General features: G+C 64.6%; 14 protein-coding genes. 2 read left to right on the top strand and 12 right to left on the bottom strand.

Features of this window, described 5'->3' with window-relative positions:
- The first annotated feature begins 7 nt into the window (after positions 1 to 7).
- Complete coding sequence (locus tag EGJ22_RS26900; protein WP_370593834.1) at positions 8 to 901, top strand: methyl-accepting chemotaxis protein; 894 nt, start codon at positions 8 to 10, stop codon at positions 899 to 901.
- A 123-nt stretch (positions 902 to 1,024) separates the two neighbouring features.
- Here the strand turns inward: EGJ22_RS26900 and EGJ22_RS11620 are convergent, their stop codons facing one another.
- From EGJ22_RS11620 to pip, 7 genes are all read right to left on the bottom strand, one after another.
- Positions 1,025 to 1,759, bottom strand: coding sequence for an amino acid ABC transporter ATP-binding protein (locus EGJ22_RS11620; RefSeq protein WP_029886375.1), 735 nt, complete (start codon positions 1,757 to 1,759; stop codon positions 1,025 to 1,027).
- Positions 1,752 to 2,714: an amino acid ABC transporter permease gene (locus EGJ22_RS11615; RefSeq protein WP_029886376.1), complete on the bottom strand. Its 963-nt coding sequence runs from the start codon at positions 2,712 to 2,714 to the stop codon at positions 1,752 to 1,754. The genes EGJ22_RS11620 and EGJ22_RS11615 overlap by 8 nt, the downstream gene beginning before the upstream one ends.
- Before the next feature lie 134 nt (positions 2,715 to 2,848).
- On the bottom strand, positions 2,849 to 3,646 hold the full coding sequence (locus tag EGJ22_RS11610; RefSeq protein WP_033690660.1) for a transporter substrate-binding domain-containing protein: 798 nt from the start codon (positions 3,644 to 3,646) through the stop codon (positions 2,849 to 2,851).
- A gap of 235 nt (positions 3,647 to 3,881) precedes the next feature.
- Entirely contained in the window at positions 3,882 to 6,455 is a 2,574-nt protein-coding gene (mdoH, locus tag EGJ22_RS11605; protein ID WP_029885406.1) for a glucans biosynthesis glucosyltransferase MdoH, read from the bottom strand.
- Positions 6,448 to 8,178: a glucan biosynthesis protein G gene (locus tag EGJ22_RS11600; RefSeq protein WP_202981962.1), complete on the bottom strand. Its 1,731-nt coding sequence runs from the start codon at positions 8,176 to 8,178 to the stop codon at positions 6,448 to 6,450. Before EGJ22_RS11600 ends, mdoH begins: the two co-directional genes overlap by 8 nt.
- A gap of 263 nt (positions 8,179 to 8,441) precedes the next feature.
- Positions 8,442 to 8,879 carry a D-aminoacyl-tRNA deacylase gene (gene dtd / locus EGJ22_RS11595; RefSeq protein ID WP_009684267.1) on the bottom strand — a complete coding sequence of 146 codons (438 nt, stop codon included), beginning with the start codon at positions 8,877 to 8,879 and terminating at the stop codon, positions 8,442 to 8,444.
- The gene (pip, locus tag EGJ22_RS11590; protein ID WP_029885408.1) at positions 8,876 to 9,847 is read right to left on the bottom strand and encodes a prolyl aminopeptidase; all 972 of its coding nucleotides are present in this window, start codon (positions 9,845 to 9,847) and stop codon (positions 8,876 to 8,878) included. Before pip ends, dtd begins: the two co-directional genes overlap by 4 nt.
- Before the next feature lie 148 nt (positions 9,848 to 9,995).
- On the opposite strand from pip, the gene EGJ22_RS11585 reads away from it, so the two are divergent.
- Positions 9,996 to 15,449 carry a dermonecrotic toxin domain-containing protein gene (locus tag EGJ22_RS11585; protein ID WP_080709176.1) on the top strand — a complete coding sequence of 1,818 codons (5,454 nt, stop codon included), beginning with the start codon at positions 9,996 to 9,998 and terminating at the stop codon, positions 15,447 to 15,449.
- A 41-nt stretch (positions 15,450 to 15,490) separates the two neighbouring features.
- Here the strand turns inward: EGJ22_RS11585 and hutG are convergent, their stop codons facing one another.
- The 5 genes from hutG to hutU all read right to left on the bottom strand — a co-directional run bounded on the left by hutG (position 15,491) and on the right by hutU (position 22,376).
- A complete protein-coding gene (gene hutG, locus EGJ22_RS11580) occupies positions 15,491 to 16,294 on the bottom strand; it encodes an N-formylglutamate deformylase (protein ID WP_029885410.1) in 804 nt (267 codons plus the stop codon).
- 10 nt (positions 16,295 to 16,304) lie between these two features.
- Positions 16,305 to 17,510, bottom strand: coding sequence for an imidazolonepropionase (hutI, locus tag EGJ22_RS11575; RefSeq protein WP_029885411.1), 1,206 nt, complete (start codon positions 17,508 to 17,510; stop codon positions 16,305 to 16,307).
- A 15-nt stretch (positions 17,511 to 17,525) separates the two neighbouring features.
- The gene (locus EGJ22_RS11570; protein WP_029885412.1) at positions 17,526 to 18,929 is read right to left on the bottom strand and encodes an amino acid permease; all 1,404 of its coding nucleotides are present in this window, start codon (positions 18,927 to 18,929) and stop codon (positions 17,526 to 17,528) included.
- Between the two features lie 135 nt (positions 18,930 to 19,064).
- Entirely contained in the window at positions 19,065 to 20,597 is a 1,533-nt protein-coding gene (hutH, locus tag EGJ22_RS11565; RefSeq protein WP_029885413.1) for a histidine ammonia-lyase, read from the bottom strand.
- Positions 20,598 to 20,702: 105 nt separating this feature from the next.
- The gene (gene hutU, locus EGJ22_RS11560; RefSeq protein ID WP_064314820.1) at positions 20,703 to 22,376 is read right to left on the bottom strand and encodes a urocanate hydratase; all 1,674 of its coding nucleotides are present in this window, start codon (positions 22,374 to 22,376) and stop codon (positions 20,703 to 20,705) included.
- Between the last annotated feature and the right edge of the window lie 322 nt (positions 22,377 to 22,698).

Raw genomic sequence — 22,698 nt, 5'->3', positions numbered from 1 at the left:
TGACGAAATGGGCCAGTTGCAGACCAGCATGCGGGAGATGACCTTGAGCCTGCGCGAACTGATCGGGGGCATCGACCAGGGCGTCGGCCAGCTGTCGCAAGCGGCCTCGCAGCTGGCGACCAGCAGCGAAGACACCAAGCTGCGCATCAACCAGCAGCGCGAGGAAACCGACCAGGTTGCCACCGCCATGAACCAGATGAGCGCCACGGTTCAGGAAGTGGCGCAAAACGCCGAGCAGGCCTCGCAGGCCGCCACCAGCGCCGACCAGCAGGCTCAGGTGGGCGACCAGGTGGTGGCCGAAGCCATCGGCCGCATCGAGCAACTGGCCGGGCAGATGGACCATTGCCTGGCGGCCATGCATCACCTGGCGGGCGAAAGCCAGCGGATTGGCAGCATTCTCGATGTCATCAAGTCGGTCTCCGAGCAGACCAACCTGCTGGCCCTGAACGCCGCCATCGAAGCGGCACGGGCCGGTGAAGCCGGGCGCGGTTTCGCCGTGGTGGCCGACGAGGTACGCGGCCTGGCCCAGCGCACCTCCACCGCAACCGAAGAGATCGGCCAGTTGATCGACAGCCTGCACAGCGGCACCGACGAGGTCACCCGCTTGCTGGACAACAGCAAGCAGCTGACCGAACAAAGTGTGGAGCTGAGCCGCAGGGCCGGCGATGCCTTGGGCCAGATCACCAACACGGTGTCGAACATCCAGGGCATGAACCAGCAGATCGCCACGGCCAGCGAAGAACAGAGCGTGGTGGCCGAGCAGATCAACCGGAGCGTGCTGAATGTGCGGGATGTGTCGGACCAGACCAGTGCGGCCAGTGAGCAGACAGCGATGTCGAGCGGCGAGCTGGAACAGCTGGGGCAGCAGCTGCGGGGGATGGTCGGGCGGTTCAATATCTGAGGGCCGCGACGCAGACATCTCAGTGGATGGCACCGGCATTGCCGGTGTTCGCGGCTAAAGCCGCTCCTACACCGACCACGTTGCGTGTAGGAGCGGCTTTAGCCGCGAAGAGGCCGGTGCAGGTTAAAGCACCTGACGCAGGAAGGCCTGCGCGCGCGGGTCTTTCGGCGCGGCAAAGAACGCGGCCGGGGCCGAGTCTTCCAGCAATTTGCCGTGATCGAAGAACAGCACCCGGTCGGCCACTTCGCGGGCAAAGCCCATTTCGTGGGTGACGCAGACCATGGTCATGCCTTCCTGGGCCAGGGTTTTCATCACGTCCAGCACCTCGCCGACCATTTCAGGGTCCAACGCAGAAGTCGGTTCATCGAACAGCATGACCTTGGGCTCCATGCACAAGGCGCGGGCAATCGCTACACGCTGCTGCTGACCGCCGGAAAGCCGTGACGGGTATTCGTTGGCCTTCTGTGCAATGCCCACCTTCTCCAGCAACGCCCGCGCCTTGGCCTCACGGTCCGCCTTGTTGCGCTTGCGGACCACCTTCTGCGCCAGGCACAGGTTTTCCAGCACGGTCATGTGCGGGAACAGGTTGAAATGCTGGAACACCATGCCGACTTCGCGGCGGTAGGCGTTGATGTCGGTCTTCGGGTCAGCCAGTTGCAGGCCGTCGATGGCGACATGGCCCTGGTCGAAGTGCTCCAGCCCGTTAAGGCAACGCAGGAAGGTGGACTTGCCCGAGCCCGACGGGCCCAGCACCACCACCACTTCGCCCTTGGCCACCTGGGTGGTGACGTTATCCACAGCCCGGACCACCTGGCCGCGGGTGTCGAATATTTTCAGCAGGTCACGGACTTCAATCACTTTGCGCAAGCCTCCGCTCGAGCCGGCTGGCAATGTGCGACAGCGGCAGGTTGATCAGCAGGTACAGGCCTGCCACACAGAACCAGATCTCGAAGGTGGAGAACGAGGTGGTAATGGCCTCGCGGCCGCTCTTGGTCAGTTCGGTAATGGCGATCACCGACACCAGCGAGGTGTCCTTGACCAGGCTGATGAACTGGCCGGCCAAGGGCGGCAGTACGCGTTTGAAAGCCTGGGGCAGGATCACGTGGCGCATCGACTGGCCGGCATTCAGGCCCAGCGAGCGTGCAGCTTCGTTCTGGCCTTTGGCAATCGACTGCACCCCGGCCCGCACGATTTCTGCCACGTAGGCGCCCGTGAACAACGCCAGTGCAGCCACCCCGGCAAATTCGCGGGACAGGTTGAGCACGGTACCGATGAAGAAGTAGAAGATGAAGATCTGCACCAGCAACGGGGTGCCACGCACCAGTTCTACGTACACCGTCGACAGGTCGCGCAGGGTCGGGTTGGTCGACAACCGACACAGGCCGGCGAACAGGCCGATCACCAGGCCCAAGGCGCCGGACACGACCGAGATCCATAGCGTGGTCCACAGGCCCCAGGCCAGCGGCCCGGCGGCCCAGTGGCGGGTCACACCGATCTGATCGCCTTCGGCAACATCGTCGCCGCGGCTCAGTTGCAGGCTGTCCGCGTCCACATCCAGCACCTGCTCGGCGCCGCTTTCGCCCTTCAGCGTCACGCGGGCGTTATCGCCGGAAATGACGATTTCCTGCACGGTGCCGTAATCGGCTGCCCGCTGGGTTTCCTCGGCCTTGTAGGCGAAGTACTGCGGAACGCGGTTCCAGCGCCACTCGTAGGAAATCATCGAGGTGGCCATGTACAGGCTGAACGCCAGGCCCACCAGGACCAGCGCGGTCAGCCCGTGCCAGGGCCACTGGGCTTTCTTGTGTTTGATCACGTGGGTACTCCAGAAAGCTTCAAGCCGCAAGCTGCAAGCTGCAAGCAGATCGGTGCACGGTCCGCTTGAAGCTTGAAGCTTGAAGCTTGTGGCTTGTGGCTTGTGGCTTGCGGCTTGCGGCTTGAAGCCAGCTTTTATTCCATTTCCTTCAGCCAGTCCTTGTTCTTGAACCACTTGTCGTGAATACGATCGTAGGTCCCGTCGTGCTTGATCTGGTGCAGGAAATTGTTGATGAAGTTGATGCTGTCGTAGTCGCCTTTCTTCAGGCCGAAGGCCAGCGGCTCGTAGGTGAAGGGCTCTTCGAGGAACAGCAGCTTGCCGGCACCGGCCTTGTCCACCGCCACCACGTTATAGGGCGCGTCGTAGACAAAGGCGTCAGCCTTGCCGTTGACCACATCCATCACGGCTTCCTGCTCGTTGTCGTAGCCATGGTACTTGGCTTTGCCGATCAGCTTCTTGGAAACCATTTCGCCGGTGGTGCCAAGCTTGGAGGTGAGACGGTACTTCTCGTTGTTCAGGTCCTTGTACGACTTGATCTCGCCTGCCAGCTCCTTGCGGATCAGCAGGGTCTGGCCAACCACGATGAAGGGTTCGCTGAAGTTAAGGCGCAGGTTGCGTTCCTGGGTAAGGGTCATGCCGCTGCCGATCATGTCGAACTTGCCGGTCAACAGCGCCGGGATGATGCCGTCGTAAGCGGTGGACACCGCCTCGAACTTGACGCCCATCGACTTGGCCATGGCTTTGAGGATATCGACCTCGAAGCCGATGATCTCGCCACGCTTGTTGGTCATCTGGAACGGCATGTAGGTCGGGTCCATGCCCACCCGCAAGGTGCCGCGCTTGACCGCATCATCGATGGCGCCGGCCTGCGCCGCTGTCACGGCGACCAGGGCGGTGACACCGACCAGCAGTCGCGAAAGGTATTTCTTGATCATCACCAAGTCCCCTAGCAAGAAAAGTAGCGAATCTTATTGTATTGGCACGGCCGTACCGGCCGATGCTTCGTATCGGAGAGGGATGCTAACGCATGCCGGCCCGGGGACCTAGCACTGGGGGGGACTTTGTTGGCCAAAATCAGGGTTGAGCCCTTAAAGCTTCGCGGGCACGCCCGCTCCCTCAGGGAAATGCGGATCCCTGTGGGAGCGGGCGTGCCCGCGAAAGGGCCGGTCAGGCGCCGGCGAGTGCCGGCTGGCCTTCATTCTCCGGATGCAACGGCAGCAGCGGCGAATGCGGGTCGTTCTTGATCGAGGCACGCCACACATCGATCCACGCCGCATTGTGCTCGGCCCATACCTGCTCGTGCAGGCGGCTCAAGGCGACCGGGTCACTGAGCAACGCCAGGCGGGTATTGAGGTCCAGCCCTTTAGGCCCGACCTCGATGGCCTTGGCCACGCGCTCGGCACGCAGCGCCTCGATCGGCGCCGCCTGCCCGTGGCGGGCCGTGGCCATGGCGCAGGCCAGGGCGTTCTGCCGCGGGTCGACCACAGCACGCACGAAACCGTCATGCAGGGCATGCCAGCGGTTTTCGTGGGTGTACTGGTCGGTTGCCAGCAACTCCTGCGGCGTCGCGTACTCCTCGGGGATCAGGAACAGCTTCTCGTCCTTGGCCGCCAGCCCCAGGCGGGTGCGGCTGGAAATGACCGATACCGGAATCGACAGCATCAACGAACCGACGATCGGCGCCAGCCACCACAGGAAGCTTGGGTTCAGCCATGCCACCAGCCCGGCCCAGGCGATGCCCAGCAGCGTCTGCGGGCCATGCCGACGCACCGCTTCGCTCCACGGTGTGGAGTCGTCGTCGCGCTGCGGCGAGTTCCAGGTCGCCGCCCAACCGAGGAACGCGGCCAGGACGAAGCGGGTATGGAAGATCATGCGCACAGGCGCCAGCAGCATGGAGAACAGCATCTCCATCAGCATCGACAAGGTGACCTTGATTCGCCCGCCGAACTCGACGGCGCCCTTGGCCCAGATCAGAATGACGCTGAGCAGCTTGGGCAGGAACAGCAGCACGATGGTGGTGGAGAACAGCGCCACGGCCTTTTCCGGGTGCCACTGTGGCCACAGCGGGTACAGCTGGTACGGCTCGATGAAGTACTGCGGCTCCATCAGCGTGTTGGTCGCCAGCAGCGCGGTCGACAGCACCAGGAACAGGAACCACAACGGTGCCGACAGGTACGACATGACCCCTGTGAGAAACACCGCACGGTGCACCGGGTGCATGCCCTTGACCAGGAACAGGCGGAAGTTCATCAGGTTGCCGTGGCACCAGCGACGGTCACGCTTGAGCTCGTCAAGCAGGTTCGGCGGTAGCTCTTCGTAACTGCCCGGCAAGTCGTAGGCGATCCACACGCCCCAGCCGGCACGGCGCATCAACGCCGCTTCGACGAAGTCGTGGGACAGGATGGCGCCGGCGAAGGCGCCCTTGCCCGGCAACGGCGCCAAGGCGCAGTGCTCGATGAACGGCTTCATGCGGATGATCGCGTTGTGGCCCCAGTAGTGCGACTCGCCCAGTTGCCAGAAATGTAGCCCGGCAGTGAACAGCGGGCCGTACACGCGGGTGGCGAACTGCTGCATGCGCGCATACAGGGTGTCCATGCCCGAGGCTTTCGGCCCGGTCTGGATGATACCGGCGTCCGGGTTGGCCTCCATCAGGCGCACCAGGCTGCTCAGGCATTCGCCACTCATGACACTGTCGGCGTCGAGCACGACCATGTACTTGTACTCGCCACCCCAGCGACGGCAGAAGTCGTCGAGGTTGCCGCTCTTGCGCTTCACGCGCCGCCGGCGGCGGCGGTAGAAGATCCGGCCAAAGCCTTTGGTTTCACGGCACACGTCCAGCCAGGCCTGCTGTTCGGCCACGGCGATGTCGGTGTCGTTGGTGTCGCTGAGCACGAAGAAGTCGAAACGGTCGAGGTTGCCACTGGCGGCCACCGATTCGAACGTCGCCCGCAGGCCGGCGAATACCCGCGGCACGTCCTCGTTGCAGATCGGCATCACCAGCGCGGTACGCGCCTCGGGCGCAATCGGCTCGTTGCCGGCGCTGCTGCCGGAGATCTTGTACTTGTCGCGCCCGGTGAGCAGCTCCAGGAAGCCCATCAGCGCGGTCCAGAAGCCCGCCGACACCCAGCAGAACAGGATGCCGAAGAGGATCAGGATGGAAGTCTGCAAGGCATAGGGCCATACCTGCACCACCGTGTCCCACAACGGCTGGTTGAGCACTTCGTCGAGGTCTACGAACGACCAGCCCTGGTACGGCAGGATGCTCTTCATGTACCAGCCGGCAACGATGGTCTGACCGATCATCAGGGCCAGCAGGATATAACGGCGGATCGACCCGACCGTGCGCCAGCGCGCTGCCGGCAGCTCGCGCTTGGGCGGCTGCGGCGCATTGGGGCGGCCGGTCATGCGGCGCCACATGCGGACCAACAGGTTGGTGCGCCACGGCTCCGGCACGACCTTGGTACGCTTGATAGGCGGGGCAATCTTCAGGCACAGGCGGCCGCTGCCGTCGACGCCGAGCATTTCGGCCTCTTCCAGCTCCGCGGCGCTGCCTACGGTAAGGCGCGGGCCCACCGAGGCCTGCACGGCCTCGGCAGGGCTGGCGGCCGGGTTGGCCGCCAGGCGTTGGTGCAGCTCACTGAACGAGGTGCAGCTGGCCAGTTCTGCCCGCTGCTCGTCGCCAAGTGGTAGGTGGGCCAGGTACTCGCCAAGCGATTCCGGCCTTGCGCTTGAGTTACTCATCGGCAGGCAACTGATAGCTCCAGGTCTCGGTCAGCACCTTCTCGGTGGTGGCCGGGGCCCCGTTGGTGGGCGCCGCGTCGGCGGCAGGTTGTTCGGCCTTGGCGGCCTTGTCCGCTTTGTCGGCCTTGGCAGGCTTGGCGGCGGCCTTGTCTTGCTTGGCGTCCTGGGCAGGCTTGGCCGGTTCGGCTGGCACATCACGCACCAGCGCGGCACGCATTTCGGTCGACTTGTTGGCCTCTTTGACCTTCAGCCGCAGGGTCAGGCGCCAGCCCTTGGTCTCTGGGTTATAGCGCAGGTTGTTCTCGACCACATCGGCGTTGTCGCCCACGCTGACCTGGCTGCGCAGCGGAGTGTCCTCAGGCAGGGCAGCCAGCGCCGGGCCGGCGAAGTCGACCACGAAGGCCACGCTGCCGTCTGGCTGGCGGATCAGGTTGGACTGCTTGACGTCACCCGTGGAGCGCAGGGTCTGCTTGACCCAGCCCAGGTCAGGGGCCTGGAACTTGGGTTCGTCGATGGTGAAGTGCAGACGGTAGTCGTACTCGAACGGCTTGCCGGGTTCAGGCAGCTTTTCCGGGCTCCAGAACGCCACGATATTGTCGTTGGTCTCGTCGGCAGTCGGGATTTCGACCAGGTCGACGGTGCCCTTGCCCCAGTCACCCTTCGGCTCGATCCAGGCGCTTGGGCGCTTCTGGTAGTTGTCGTCGAGGTCTTCGTAGTCGCTGAAGGCACGCTGACGCTGCATCAGGCCGAAACCGCGTGGGCTTTCCACGCTGAAGTTGCTTACCGACAGGTGTTTCGGGTTGTTCAGCGGGCGCCAGATCCACTCGCCGTTGCCAGCGTGGATGGACAGGCCTTCGGAGTCATGCAGGGCCGGCCGGTAGTTGAGCACTTTGGACGGCTGGTTAGGGCCGAACAGGTACATGCTGGTCAGCGGGGCAATGCCCAGGCGGCTGACCTGATCACGCAGGAACACGCGGGACTGCACGTCGACCACGGTGTCGGTGCCTGGGCGCAGGATCAGTTTGTAGGCGCCGGTGGAACGCGGCGAGTCCAGCAGGGCGTAGATCACCAAATGCTTGTCAGCCGGCTTGGGCTTCTCGACCCAGAATTCGGTGAAGCGCGGGAACTCCTCGCCCGACGGCAGCGCGGTGTCGATGGCCAGGCCACGGGCCGACAGGCCGTATACATGGCCCTTGCCGACTACGCGGAAGTAGCTGGCACCCAGCAGGGTCATGATTTCGTCCTGCTTGTCTGCCTTGTTAATCGGGTACAGCACACGGAAACCGGCGTACCCCAGGTTCTTGGTGGTATCCGGGTCGTGTGGCACGTCACCGAACTCGAAACGGCTCGGGTCGTACTTGATTTCCTCGACCTTGGTCGCGGTGACTTCGTTGATTTTCACCGGTGTGTCGAAGTGCATGCCCTGGTGGTAGAAGGACAGCTTGAACGGGGTCTTGTCCTTGGCCCACTCGGCCTTTTCCTGCAGGAAGTGGATCTTCTGGTAGTCCGCGAACTTCATGTCGCGGAACACTGCCGGCAGGTTGCTTTTCGGTGCCTCGTACTTCTGGCCGGCCAGATCCTTTGCCTTGGCTGCAACATCGTCAAGATTGAATGCCCACAGCTGGCCCGCGCTCATCAGGCCAACCAGGGCCATGCTGGCCATCAGGGCCTTGCGCAACCGGATGCCGGGGATTCTTGATGCTTTTTGGGGACTAACAATCACGAGCAACCCTCGCCGAAAACAGATCATGAAACCAACGGCCAGCGACAAATGCCGGGTTGGCGAGCACTGTTCGGACCCCGAGAGGGCGTAATGATTCCCCAAACGGTTCCAGACAATGCTCGAGTCAGAGTGAAACGAACCTGCGAACGCAGGTCCATGCAGCGCGCGATTATCCAGCAGGTCGCGTGACAACGCATCAGGCTGGAACAACTATTTATCGTACAAAACCCCTTGTTTTCCTGTGAACAAGGGGTTTATTGACCTCAAATTTGTAACATAAATGTCACGGGGCCATCATTTACCAAGTGCACCTGCATATCTGCGCCAAATCGGCCGCTGGCCACAGGGGCGTATTGGCTGTTGGCCTGCTGCAAAAGATAGTCGAACAATTCGGCCCCGAGCGCCGGCGGCGCAGCCGTCGAGAAGCTCGGGCGCAGGCCGTTGCGGGTGTCTGCCGCCAAGGTGAACTGCGACACCAGCAGCAAGCCGCCGCCAACATCCTTGAGCGACTTGTTCATCTTGCCCTGCTCGTCGCTGAATACCCGGTAGTTCAACAGCTTGTGCAAAAGCTTATCGGCGTGCTCGCGGGAATCTTCAGGCTCTACGGCAACCAGCACCAGCAACCCCTGGTCGATGGCACCCACCACCTCGCCCGCGACTTCTACCCGCGCCCCACGCACCCGTTGCAGCAGGCCCCTCATGCTTCTTCCAGCGGCAGGTCGAGCAAGCGGCGTGCCATTTGGTCGGCGGCACGGACCAGTGCATCGGTAATGCCAGGCTCGGAGGCCGCATGGCCAGCGTCACGGATCACCTTCAGCTCGCTGTTCGGCCAGGCCTGGTGCAGGGCCCAGGCGTTGTCCAGCGGGCAGATCACATCGTAGCGGCCGTGCACGATCACTGCCGGCAAATGGGCGATTTTCGGCAGGTCGCGGATCAGCTGGTCCGGCTCGAGGAACGCGTTGTTCATGAAGAAGTGACATTCGATACGGGCAATCGACAGGGCCCGCTGCGGCTCGGAGAAGCGGTCGACCACCAGCGGATTGGGGCGCAGAGTGGCGGTGCGACCTTCCCAGGTGGACCAGGCCTTGGCGGCGTGCATCTGGGCGATCTGGTCATTGCCGGTAAGGCGCTTGTGGAAGGCCGCCACCAGGTCTCCACGCTCCTGCGCGGGGATCGGCGCAATGTAGTCCTGCCAGTAGTCGGGGAACAGGCGACTGGCGCCCTCCTGGTAGAACCACTGGATTTCCTGGGGCCGGCACAGGAATATGCCGCGCAGGATCAGGCCATGCACCCGCTCGGGGTGGGTCTGGGCGTACGCCAGGGCCAGGGTGGAGCCCCACGAGCCACCGAACAGCACCCATTTATCGATACCCAGGTGCTCGCGGATACGCTCCATGTCTTCGACCAGGTGCCAGGTGGTGTTGTTCTCCAGGCTGGCATGGGGCGTGGAGCGGCCACAGCCGCGCTGGTCGAAGGTGATGATGCGATACAGGTTGGGGTCAAAATAGCAGCGGCTCTGGGCGTCGCAACCAGCGCCAGGGCCACCGTGGATGAACACCACGGGCAAACCTTCCGGCGAGCCGCTTTCGTCGACATACAACACATGCGGCGCTTCCACGGCCAGATCGTGCCGGGCGTAGGGTTTGATCTGCGGGTAGAGGGTCTGCATCGCGCACTCCGTGTGAGGATATATTCGGCCGTTGGCCATCATAAACCTGAATTGCGCTTAGAGCATGTACCTAAGCGAGATCATCTTATGTGCAGGGCGCAGGCGAGCCTCCCTAGCATCGGGGAACACCCTCGAAGTGAGACTCCCCATGATCGACTCCACCAAACCTGCAGCCTGCGAGCCCGACTTCTACCACCAGTTGATCAGCAGCAAGCTACCCGCCTGGGTGGTCGACGCCCGGCCAGAGCAGCGCCGCCAGCTGCGCCAGGCGGCCAGCCAGCGCGACCCCAGGCTGGAACGCGCATGCCTGGTACACCCAACGGTGGCCAAGGCCCTGGTGCAAACCTATGGCCAACACGTGCAAGCCGAAGCGAACCTGAGTGCCCTCCTGGCAACCCTGCCGGACCTGCAGCACTATGCCACCGAGCTGCTGTCCACCGCGGTCAGCCAGCGCTTGGGCACCACACTCGATGTCGAGCGTACCTACCTGATGAACCTGAACAGGGCGGCCGCCCTTACCGAGGCGCTCTCCAGCCCTGGCGGCGATCCTTTCGTCACTTCGTCCCGCGCGCTGAAGCTGGCAACCCAACCCCTGCTGCACTGTGCCTTGCAGAACTTCGAGGCCTTCGAGGCCCAGCCGGACGGCTTGCGCGCCGGCGGCCACGCCTCGGCCATTCTCGATAGCAACGACGTTGGCCTGGCCTCCCAGGCGGTGCCACTGCCCATCGTCGCGGAAGCGTTCGCGGCCCTGGCACGCGAGCTGGATATCGGCGGCAAGTATCAACGGCTGCTCGACGCGCTCGACCCACCGGGCGAGCAGCCCAACGCGCCGGCCATTGCCGGCGTGTTCAAGGCTGCCGAGCGCTCCACATTCGAGTTGCAGGTTCACCACGCCTGCCTGCTGGGCCGGATCGACAGGGCCCTCCATGCAACCTTGCTCAAGCTCGCCACTGAGCCAAAGGTTGAACACGATGGCCGCCCGGTCCTGTGTGCGGGCATCGAGTTGCTGCATGTTCCGCTGACCGGGGCCATGGCGATTGGCCTCGACGCACGCCGGCCGGTGGGCGCCGGCCGATTCCCACCAGGGCCGGTGTACCCGTATGCGGGCTGGGTGGTGCTTTACCTGCCCGGCATGCCCGAGCCGTTGACCCAGCACGCCAGCAGGGCCGATGCCGAAGCGTTCCTGCGTGAACAGCTGCCTGCCTTCCGCCGCCCGGAATGCCAGCGCCTGCTACCCGATCGGCACAAGCGCCCCTTCCTGGAGCGCATCGCCAACGCTCAGGTGCGTCTGCACGTGCAGCCCTTCACCCGCCCGTACCTGGACGAGCTGGCCTGCCAGCGGCAGAAGCGGCTGAGGGATGACGGGCTGTTCCATGCGGTGCCGACAGCCATGCAAAACGGCAAGACTGCGCAACGCCACCTTGACTACTTCAAGGCCCTGGCCTTCGTCAGCCTGAACGTTGCCGCCCTGTTCATCCCCCCGCTTGGCGCCGCGATGCTTGGGGTAACGGCCCTGCAGCTTGCCAATGAAACGTTCGAGGGCATCGACAGCTGGCTTGACGGTGATCGCCAGCAGGCATTCGACTACTTGATGGACGTGATCGACAACGTCGCCATCATGGCCGCGCTCGCGGCAGCCGGCGGGGGGCAGGCTACGCCGGTGGTCGAGCGGATCCCCGTGGAGACGCCGTCATTCATCGAAGAACTGCAGCCGATCGACCTGGCCGACGGCGGGCAACGCCTGTGGCACGCGGACCTAGCGCCCTTCGCCCACGACCGGGTATTGCCGGGTGGGCTGGAGCCAGACGAATCCGGCCTGCTTCACTACGGCGGCAAAACCTGGCTGCCCGTGGAAAACCGGGTCTACTCGGTGACCCCCGCTGCCACGGGTTACCGCCTTGAACACCCGACCCGCCCGGCAGGCTACCAGCCCAAAGCGCTGCACAATGGTGCAGGGGCATGGTTGCTGGAGTCCGAGCAGCCGCAAAGCTGGGACGGCGCACGCCTGCTGCGCCGCCTGGGGCACCTGAGCGGGTCTTTCGATGAAGCGACGTTGCAGCGAATCCTGCACGTCTGCGATATCCACGAAGACACGCTGCGCCACTGCCTGGCCCACAACCTGCGGCTGCCCGCACTGCTGGAAGACACCCTGCAGCGGTTCAAGCTGGATGCCCACATCCGCCAGTTGCCAGACCAAAGCGCCTGGCCTGCAGCGTTCACCACGGCGTACGCGCGCATCGCTACCCCCCTGCCGGCCAACAGCGCTGTGATCCGCCGGGTCTACCCCAGCCTGCCAGCGCCGATCATCGATGAGCTGGTGCGCAACGCTAGTGCCATTGACCTGCAAGCCCTGGGTGCCGGCAAGGTGCCCCTGCACCTGGCCGAGGAAATACGCGCCTACCAACAACACGTGCGCCTTGCCCGAGCTTATGAGGGCCTGTACCTGGCCGGCGCGCAAAGCTGGGACAGCGACCGGCTGATCATGCAAACCCTGCCCCACCTGCCGGGCTGGCCAGCAGACACGCGGCTGCGCCTGTTGCAGCGCAGTCACTGGCCCGACCAGGACCATGCCATCGGCGCGCAGGGCAGCAGCCCCTGGGCGACCATCACCCACTCGCCGGCCGGCTACATCGTTCACGCGCAGGGCGAGCCCGGGGCGGTGGTGCGTCGCTACCCGCAGCTCTTCAGCGCGCTGCATGCAGCCTTGCCCGACGCCATGCAAGGGCTGGGCGTCGCCAGCGGCGAGGCCCTTCAGCACCTGCTGCAACAGAGCCCGCTGTTACCCCGCCCGGCCTTGCGCGATGCGATGGGCATGCAACCGCCCCGGCCCGGCTATCGCTCGCCGATGCGCCTTGCCGATGGCCGCGTTGGCTACCGTTTGAGCAGCGGTGATGACCAAAACCAGGGCAGCATGCGCCAGCACCTGCTGAGCACGCTGAGGGCCACCGGCATTCCGGAACGCACCGGCAGGCCGGCCGAGCAGGTGCTGATGTCGCTTGCCGCCAACGGCCGCACCCGGCTGCAGATCCTCGAATACCTGACCACGCTGATGGAGCAACGCAACGCCTTGCAACGCAGCCTGGACGACTGGAGCGAAGCCATTTCACCGGCCTCCGACCAGGCGGCCCGCACCTATGACACCCTGCGTGAAGCGATCATGCAGCACTGGTACGACACCGCCCTGGAGGATGATGCCGCGCTCGGTGCCGAGCTGCGCGTGCAAGGCGTACCGCTGACCGACATCCCGCTGACCCTGCCCGATTTCTTCTACCGCCGCGTGCGCAGCCTGCACCTGCTCGACCTGCCAAGCGGCACCCTGGCAGGTTGGGGCCAGAGCGAGCGGCTGATGCAACGCTTGCTGCGGCTGATGCCCGGGCTGGAAGCACTGGAAATCAGCAGGCCGTATAACCCCAGGGCAACCCCCTCGCTACTGCTGCCCAGCGTGCCGACCATTGCCTCGACCCTGCCGAACCTGCGCAGGCTGGCCATGACCAACCAGAACCTGGCGTTCAGCAACAGCCACCTTGGCGAGCTGGCAGGCCATGCACGGCTTGCCCATCTGGACCTCAGTGGCAACCGGCTGCAGCAAGGCATCGACAGGGCCAGCTTCCACTGGTTTACCCTGGATTACCTGGGCTTGAACCGGATGCAACTGAGCCAATGGCCCACCGGTATCGACAGCGAAACCCTGAGCCGTATCGGGCACCTGTCGTTACAGGACAACAACCTGACGTCACTGCCCGCGTTCCTGCTGGGGGAAACGCCGCTGCAACGCGCGCCGGTGATTTCGCTGCAAGGCAACCCCATCAATGAAACGCACCTGCAACGCCTGCTGCTGAACGAACGCCCGGAAACCGCCCAGGTCACCGTGGATCAGCCCCCGGCGCTGAACCAACGGCTGGAACGCCTCCGCAGCGAGCGGCAACTCATGCGCGATGCGATCGATGGCTGGGTCCATGCCTCGAGTTCGAGCAACCCGTTGACCCAGGCGGCCCTGACCGACCGGCAGCGTATGGCAGCAGCGATAAACGCATTCTGGGAGCGCCAGGAGCAGGGCCAGCAATACCTTCGCCTGCAACTGGAGGACGTTGCCATCGAACACTTCCCGCGCCGCCTCCCGGCGTTCTTCGGCGAGCGTGTGCATGCAATGACCCTGACCCGCCTCAGTGGCACCTCAGCACAACTCAGCGAACTGCTTGCCCGCTTTCCGAATATCACCCGCCTGACCATCGATGCTCACCAAGGTGCTACGCCTGCACTGGCATCGGCCTTGCCGCGCCTGCCGCGCCTGACCTACCTGGAGTTTCGCAACATGGGCCTGGAGGTCGACCAGGCCATGCTGGAAACCTTTGCCGAGCTTGAGCACCTGACCTCGCTCGACCTGTCTGGCAACCGGGTCGGCAACATCACCCAGGTACCTGCGCGGTTGTCCGCCAACCTGACGTCCCTCGAACTGACCAACATGAACCTGCACGCGTGGCCAGACTGGTGCGACGCGCTGCTACCCCTGGAGTTGCTGGACCTCAGCTCGAACAACATCACCCAACTGCCCGAGCACATCCTCTCCAACCTGAACAACGCCATGCCGATTTCGTCGATTTCGTTGTTCGACAACCCCTTGCCCGACGCCACCATCCTGCGCGTGCGGGCCTACTCGGATAGCCAGCGCAGTTACTCGTTCGCCCTGGACATTCCAGACAACCTGATGCTGGTCAACTCGTCCAGTGAAGGCTCGCTCGACCATCCGCACTTCCCGTTGCAGGGCGACGACACCCCCAGGCTCGAAGACTGGCTGCTGGGTGACGAGGCTCAGAACGAAGCCTTGCGCAGCTGCTGGCAACAGCTGGAGGGCAGCGACCTGTTGCGGCTAGCAGGCCGTTTGCACAACGCCGCGCCGTTCGTCGACCCTACCACCCGGGGCGACTTCTGTGCGCGGGTGCGCCTGATGCTGGTGGCAGCCGCAGCCAACCAGGATGAACGGCCGATCATGGAAAGCATTGCCGCAGCGGCGCTGCCCGACCCAGAGACGGGCTCGCAGACGTGCCACGACGGCGCACTTCAGGAGTTCAACAACATCGAACTGTACCTCATGGCCAACCGCCTGCTGATCGACGCTGGCGATACCCTGCACAGCCTGCACCAGCGCCTGTTACGGCTGTTCCGCGTGGACCAGCTGGAAAAGCTTGCCGCCACGCGCACCGGTTCGGGCGACCTGGTCTCGGTGCGCCTGGCCTACCGTCGCGAGCTGGCCAGGGAGCTGGACCTGCCGATCGCCGACAGCATGCGTTTTCGCGGGGCCGCAAACCTGGCCCGTGGCGAGCTGTCGCGGGTACTGGAAAGCGTGCGCCAGAGCGAACACAGTGAAGTGTTCATCGATTACCTGCTGGCCAATAGCGGCTGGGCCCAGCGCCTGCGCGGCGAATATGCGCCGCGCTTCGCGCAGATAGAGGCCCGTTACCGCCAGCGGGTACTGGAGCTGTCCAGCAGCGGGCACCCGCTGCACGAGGAAGTCGCTCTGCAGCAGGGCCTTTGGGAGGACAAGCAGCAGGAAGAGCTGGCGCTGCTGCGCGAACTCACCCTCACCTTCGTGGGCAACAGCTGAGCAAGCCCACGCGGCGGCGGCGCGCAACTGGGCGCCGCCCATTACTTGCCGTAATGCGCCCGGCCCCACGCCAATGCGGCCTGGAGCAACGCCGTCAACACCTCGCGCGTCGGCTGGGCGCGGTCTTCGCGGTAGGTAAACGGCTCCTGCTCTTCCATGTAGGTGCTTTGCGCCAGCTCCAGCTGTACGGCATGGATGTCATGCGCCGGGTCGCCGTAATGCCGGGTGATGTGGCCGCCTTTGAAGCGCCCGTTAAGCACATGGCTGTAACCCTGGGCTTGGCTGCACACCTGGACCAGCCGCTCGGCCAGGCCCGGGTCGCAACTGGCGCCATTGAACGTGCCCAGGTTGAAGTCCGGCAGCCTGCCATCGAACAGGTGCGGGATCAGCGAACGAATCGAGTGGGCATCCCACAGCAGCGCGTAGCCGTGGGTTTCCCGCAGGCGCGCCAGCTCGTTGCGGATCGTTTGGTGATAAGGCTGCCAGATCGTCGCCAGGCAGGCCTTGCGCGCTTCGGCAGTGGGCTCCAGCCCCTGCTTGAACAAAGGCTCGCCATCGAACAGCGTGGCCGGATACAAGCCGGTTGTAGCACCGGCATATAACGGTTTGTCGTCAGCCGGGCGGTTCAAGTCGATGACGAACCGCGAATACTGCGCGGCGACCACGCTGGCCCCCAGTTCCCGGGCAAAGTCGTAGAGATGGGGTATGTGCCAATCCGTGTCGGGCAGGCTGCGCGCTTGGTCGACCAGGCCCTGGTCAACGGCCGGGGTGAGCTTGAGGCCGGCGTGGGGCATGCTGATCAGCAACGGCAAATGCCCTTGGTGGAAACTCAATACCTTGTCCATCTAGCCTCCCTCAATTGGTAATTTCATGGCCACTGCGCACCACGCGCTTGGGCAGGTCGCCGCCGAGCCAGTACGCCAGGTCGGCGGGGCGCTCGACCTGCCAGGCGACGAAGTCGGCCACCTTGCCAACCTCCAGCGAGCCGTGGCTGTCACCCAGGCCCAGCGCGGTGGCGGCATGCACCGTGACGCCGGCCAGGGCTTCTTCCGGCGTCATACGGAAGCACGTGCAGCCCATGTTCAGCATCAACCGCAGCGACAACCCGGGCGAGGTACCCGGGTTGAGGTCGCTGGCAAGGGCGATCTTCACGCCATGGCGGCGCAAGGCGTCCATCGGCGGCAGTTGGGTTTCGCGCAAAAAATAGAAAGCGCCCGGCAGCAGCACCGCGACCGTGCCCGCCTTGGCCATGGCGATGGCGTCTTCTTCAGTCATGAATTCCAGGTGGTCGGCCGACAGCGCCTGGTAACGCGCAGCCAGGCTGGAGCCGTGTAGCGAAGACAACTGTTCGGCGTGCAGCTTGACCGGCACCCCCAACGCCCGCGCCTTGATGAACACCCGCTCGACCTGGGCCGGGGTGAACGCCAGGTGCTCGCAGAAGGCGTCCACTGCGTCCACCAGGCCTTCGCCAACCAGGCTTGGCAGCAGTTCGTCGCAGATGTGCGTGATGTAGTCGTCCGCCCGGCCGGCGTATTCCGGTGGCAAGGCGTGGGCAGCCAGGCAGGTGGCCCGTACCGTCAGTGGCAGGGCATCCGCCAGCCGCCTGGCCACGCGCAGCATCTTGCGTTCGTTGGCCAGGTCCAGGCCGTAGCCGGACTTGACCTCGAGGGTTGTCACGCCGTCGCGCATCAAGGCTTGAACCCGCTGGCGCGCACTGGCGAACAGCTCATCCTCGCTGGCCGCACGGGTGGCCCGCACGGTGCTGGCAATGCCCCCGCCCTGGGCGGCGATTTCGGCATAGCTGACGCCTTGCAGGCGCTGTTCGAACTCGCCACTGCGGTTGCCACCGAATACCGCGTGGGTATGGCAGTCGATCAGCCCGGGGGTGACCCAGGCGCCGCCCAGGTCCACCGTGCGCTCGGCCTCGACCGGGCCCAGCCCGGCCCGCGGGCCGATCCATTCGATCAGCCCGGCGTGGGTGACGATGGCCGCATCTTCGATAAGCGAATAGCGGCCTTCGGCCATGGTTGCCGCATGGCAGTGCTGCCAGAGGGTTCTCATGCACAATCTCCTGTACTAGCGGTGTAGCTCGGCCGGCTCTGCAACTGGCTGGCCCTGCCCTGCCCGCGGCTTGCACCACAGCAGGTAGGACGCCACCAGGAACACCACCCAGACCACCCCGACGACCAACGCCGCCTGGGTGTCCGGGAAGTAACCGAGCACGCCAAAGATGAACACCATGAAGGCAATGGCCAGGGCCGGGCCATAGGGCCAGAACGGTACCGGGAACTTCAGCTGGGCGACCTCTTCACGGCGCAGGCTGCGGCGCATGGCCACCTGGGTAACCAGGATCATCAGCCACACCCAGACGGTGGCGAAGGTGGCGATCGAGGCGATCAGCAGGAACACGTTCTCGGGGATAAGGTAGTTGAGCAACACGCCGACCAGCAGTGCCGCCCCCATCACGACCACGGTCATCCACGGCACGCCGTGCCTGGACAACTTGCTGAAGCCGCGCGGCGCATGGCCTTGCTGGGCCAGGCCATACATCATGCGGCCGGCACCGAAGATGTCGCTGTTGATGGCCGAAATCGCCGCCGAGATCACCACCACGTTCAGCACCGCGGCCGCCGAACCGATACCCAGGTTGCTGAAGATCTGCACGAACGGGCTACCCTGGCTACCGATCTGCGGCCATGGGTACAGGCACATCAGCACGAACAAGGTGAGCACATAGAACAGCAGGATGCGCAGCGGCACCGCGTTGATCGCCTTGGGGATCACGCGCTGTGGGTCTTTGGCCTCACCGGCCGTGACACCGATGATCTCGATGCCGCCAAAGGCGAACATCACCACGGCGAACGAGGCGATCAGGCCACCGACGCCATTGGGCATGAAGCCGCCATGGTCGAACAGGTTGCTCACGCCAACGGCATGCCCGCTGCCCACCTGGCTGAAGCCGAAGGCCATGATGCCCAGGCCGGCCAGGATCATCGCCACGATGGCGCCGACCTTGAGCAACGACAGCCAGAACTCCATTTCGCCAAAGACCTTGACGTTGCACAGGTTCAGGCCGCCAATCAGGAACACGATGCCCAGCACCCAGATCCAGCGGGCGACCTCGGGGAACCAGAACCCCATGTAGATGCCGAAGGCGGTCACGTCGGCAATGGCGACGATGACCATCTCGAAGGCGTAGGTCCAGCCGAGGATGAAGCCGGCCATGGGGCCGAGGTAGGTGGTGGCGTAGTGGCCGAACGAGCCGGCCACCGGGTTGTGCACGGCCATTTCGCCGAGGGCGCGCATGACCATGAACACGGCGGCGCCGCCGATCAGGTAGGCCAGCAACACGGCCGGGCCGGCCATCTGGATGGCCGAGGCAGAGCCATAGAACAGCCCGGTGCCGATGGCCGAGCCGAGGGCCATGAAACGGATGTGGCGGGCGCTTAGCCCACGCTTGAGACCTTGAGCTTGTTGCATGTCACGTCCTTGAATTGTTTTTGTGGTCGTGAGGTCGAGAGGGGGCTGCCTTGCAGCCAGATCGCCGGCAAGCCAGCCCCCTCACTATGGGAGCCGGCTTGCCGGCGAGTGGGCCGCATGGCGGCCCCAGGGGCATTACAGGCTTGGCAGCACACCGGCCGGCAGCAAACCGGTCAGGCTCCCCTTGGCCAGCAGTTCCACGGCCTTTTCGATGTCCGGCGCAAAGAAACGGTCACGGTCATAGTGCGGCACTTCGCTGCGCAGCGCCTGGCGCGCCTGCTCCAGCTTGGTGGAGGTCTTAAGGCCCTTGCGCAGGTCGAGGCCCTGGCAGGCACCCAGCCACTCGATGGCCAGGACGCCTCGGGTATTCTCGGCCATTTCCCACAGGCGCTTGCCGGCAGCCGGGGCCATCGAAACGTGGTCTTCCTGGTTCGCCGAGGTGGGCAGGCTGTCGACGCTGTGCGGGTGGGACAGGGCCTTGTTCTCGCTGGCCAGCGCAGCAGCGGTCACCTGGGCAATCATGAAGCCGGAGTTGACCCCGCCATTTTCCACCAGGAACGGCGGCAGCTGGGACATGTGCTTGTCCATCATCAGCGAAATGCGGCGCTCGCTGAGCGAGCCGATTTCGGCGATGGCCAGGGCAATGTTGTCGGCGGCCATGGCCACCGGCTCGGCGTGGAAGTTGCCGCCGGAAATCACGTCCCCTTCGGCAGCGAACACCAGCGGGTTGTCGGATACGGCGTTGGCTTCGACCGCCAGCACTTCGGCGGCCTGGCGCAACTGGGTCAGGCACGCACCCATGACCTGCGGCTGGCAGCGCAACGAATACGGGTCCTGCACCTTGTCGCAGTTCTTGTGCGACAGCGACACTTCGCTGGCGTCGCCCAACAGGTCGCGGAAGCACGCCGCGGTGTCGATCTGGCCACGCTGGCCCCGCACTTCGTGGATACGCGCATCGAATGGCGAACGCGAACCCAGCGCGGCTTCGACGCTCAGGCCACCGCAGGCAATGGCGGCGGCGTACAGGTCTTCACCCTGGAACAGGCCGCGCAGCGCATAGGCGGTGGAAGCCTGCGTGCCGTTGAGCAGGGCCAGGCCCTCCTTGGCGGCCAGGGTCAATGGCTCGAGGCCGGCCACCGCCAAGGCTTCGGTCGCTGACAGCCACTGGCCCTTGTAGCGTGCCTTGCCTTCGCCCAGCAGCACCAGCGACATATGCGCCAAGGGGGCGAGGTCACCGGAAGCCCCCACCGACCCTTTCAGCGGGATGTGCGGGTAGACTTCGGCATTGACCAGGGCGATCAGCGCGTCGATGACCTTGCGGCGAATGCCGGAGAACCCGCGGCTGAGGCTGTTGATCTTCAGCACCATGATCAGCCGCACCAGGTCGTCATCCAGCGGCGCACCGACACCGGCAGCGTGGGACAGCACCAGCGAGCGTTGCAGGTTTTCCAGGTCGTGGCTGGCGATACGGGTGGACGCCAGCAGGCCAAAGCCGGTGTTGATACCGTAGGCGGTGCGGTCTTCGGCAATGATCTGCTCAACGCAGGCCACACTGGCGTCAATGGCGGGCGCGGCGCTGGCATCCAGCTGCAAGCGCACGGGCGCGGCGTGAATGGCACGCAGCTGGGCCAGGGTCAGGGTGCCTGGCTTGAGGGTGAATTCGGTCACGTTGCTACTCCAGTCGCTTGGAGCCACAGGCCCGTCTGTGGTGCCTGTGCGCTCCTTCTTGTTGTTCAGTATCACCCCTGGCGGGGTGCGAGCCAAAGCCAGGGGTCAGCCCGTGATCATCGGCAGGTCCAGGCCCTGCTCCCTGGCGCAGTCGATGGCGATGTCGTAGCCGGCATCGGCGTGGCGCATGACACCGGTCCCCGGGTCGTTGGTCAGCACGCGGGCGATACGCTCGGCGGCTTCATCGGTACCGTCGCAGACGATGACCATGCCCGAGTGCTGCGAGAAGCCCATGCCCACGCCGCCACCGTGGTGCAGCGAGACCCAGGTGGCACCGCCTGCGGTGTTGAGCAAGGCGTTGAGCAGCGGCCAGTCGGAGACAGCGTCCGAGCCGTCGCGCATGGCTTCGGTTTCACGGTTGGGGCTGGCCACCGACCCGGAGTCCAGGTGGTCGCGGCCAATCACTACCGGCGCCGACAGCTCGCCGCTGCGGACCATTTCGTTGAACGCCAGGCCCAGCTTGGCACGCAGGCCCAGGCCAACCCAGCAGATACGCGCCGGCAAGCCCTGGAAGCTGATGCGCTCGCGGGCCATGTCCAGCCAGCGGTGCAGGTGGGCGTCGTCGGGGATCAGCTCCTTGACCTTGGCGTCGGTCTTGTAGATGTCGTCGGCCTCACCGGACAGCGCCGCCCAGCGGAACGGGCCAACGCCGCGGCAGAACAACGGGCGGATGTAAGCGGGTACGAAACCTGGGAAGTCGAAGGCGTTCGCTACGCCTTCTTCCTTGGCCATCTGGCGGATGTTGTTGCCGTAGTCGAACGTCGGGATGCCCTGCTTCTGGAAGTCGAGCATGGCCTGCACGTGCACGGCCATCGACTGCTTGGCGGCCTTGACCACTGCCGCAGGTTCGGTCTGCGCGCGGTCGCGGTACTGTTCCCAGGTCCAGCCGGCGGGCAGGTAACCGTTGAGTGGGTCGTGGGCGCTGGTCTGGTCGGTGACCATGTCCGGGCGCACGCCGCGCTTGACCAGTTCGGGCAGGATTTCGGCGGCGTTGCCGTGCAGGGCGATGGAGATTGCCTGGCCTTTGGCGGTGTACCTGGCGATGCGTGCCAGGGCGTCGTCGAGGTCGGTGGCCTGCTCGTCGACGTAGCGGGTTTGCAGGCGGAAGTCGATGCGGCTCTGCTGGCATTCGATGTTCAGCGAGCAAGCCCCGGCCAGGGTCGCCGCCAGTGGCTGGGCACCGCCCATGCCGCCCAGGCCGGCGGTGAGTACCCACTTGCCTTTCAGGTTGCCGCCATAGTGCTGGCGACCGGCTTCGACGAAGGTTTCATAGGTGCCCTGGACGATGCCCTGGCTGCCGATGTAGATCCAGCTGCCGGCGGTCATCTGGCCATACATGGCCAGGCCTTTGGCGTCCAGCTCGTTGAAGTGCTCCCAGCTGGCCCAGTGCGGCACCAGGTTGGAGTTGGCGATCAATACACGCGGGGCGTTGCTGTGGGTCTTGAACACCCCGACCGGCTTGCCCGATTGCACCAGCAGGGTTTCGTCGTCTTCCAGGCGGGTCAGGGTTTCGACGATCTTGTCGTAGCATGCCCAGTTGCGCGCGGCGCGGCCGATGCCCCCATAAACCACCAGCTCCTTCGGGTTCTCCGCGACCTGCGGGTCGAGGTTGTTCATCAGCATGCGCAGTGGCGCTTCGGTCAGCCAGCTTTTGGCGGTGAGCTTGTTGCCACGTGGGGCACGGATTTCAACGTCACGGTATTTATTGTTGTCGGTCACGGGAAGGGTCCTCTGCGGTCGAGCGCGGGCGGGTAAGTCGTGGTCGATATACAAACACACCTTTACTTGTATGTACAAGCACGGACAACCAAAATAATCGGAACGATCCGTTGAATGGATCGGACAACAAAGGCGCCGCTGCGCGACCCAATCGCCGGCAAGCCAGCTCCCACAGGTGAACCTAGCCTTCGAGACTTGTGGCATACCTGTGGGAGATTATATGGTTCCTGGCAAGGGTAGCCGCTGCATCTTCAGTGCCTGTGAGATCGAGCGCCGCCCGCGCGGCGCATCGCGAGCTGCGCTCGCTCCTACGTTTGTTTCG

It is taken from the genome of Pseudomonas sp. p99-361 (assembly GCF_003935475.1).
GTDB classification, from domain to species: domain Bacteria; phylum Pseudomonadota; class Gammaproteobacteria; order Pseudomonadales; family Pseudomonadaceae; genus Aquipseudomonas; species Aquipseudomonas juntendi.
Note: the sequence above shows the minus strand (reverse complement) of the source record. Positions and strands in the feature narration are given on the sequence as shown.

Coding starts and splice junctions, on each gene's coding strand:
- EGJ22_RS26900 (WP_370593834.1), top strand. CDS start 8: ATGGGCCAGTTGCAGACCAGCATGCGGGAGATGACCTTGAGCCTGCGC.
- mdoH (WP_029885406.1), bottom strand. CDS start 6,455: ATGAGTAACTCAAGCGCAAGGCCGGAATCGCTTGGCGAGTACCTGGCC.
- dtd (WP_009684267.1), bottom strand. CDS start 8,879: ATGAGGGGCCTGCTGCAACGGGTGCGTGGGGCGCGGGTAGAAGTCGCG.
- pip (WP_029885408.1), bottom strand. CDS start 9,847: ATGCAGACCCTCTACCCGCAGATCAAACCCTACGCCCGGCACGATCTG.
- EGJ22_RS11585 (WP_080709176.1), top strand. CDS start 9,996: ATGATCGACTCCACCAAACCTGCAGCCTGCGAGCCCGACTTCTACCAC.
- hutG (WP_029885410.1), bottom strand. CDS start 16,294: ATGGACAAGGTATTGAGTTTCCACCAAGGGCATTTGCCGTTGCTGATC.
- hutI (WP_029885411.1), bottom strand. CDS start 17,510: ATGAGAACCCTCTGGCAGCACTGCCATGCGGCAACCATGGCCGAAGGC.
- EGJ22_RS11570 (WP_029885412.1), bottom strand. CDS start 18,929: ATGCAACAAGCTCAAGGTCTCAAGCGTGGGCTAAGCGCCCGCCACATC.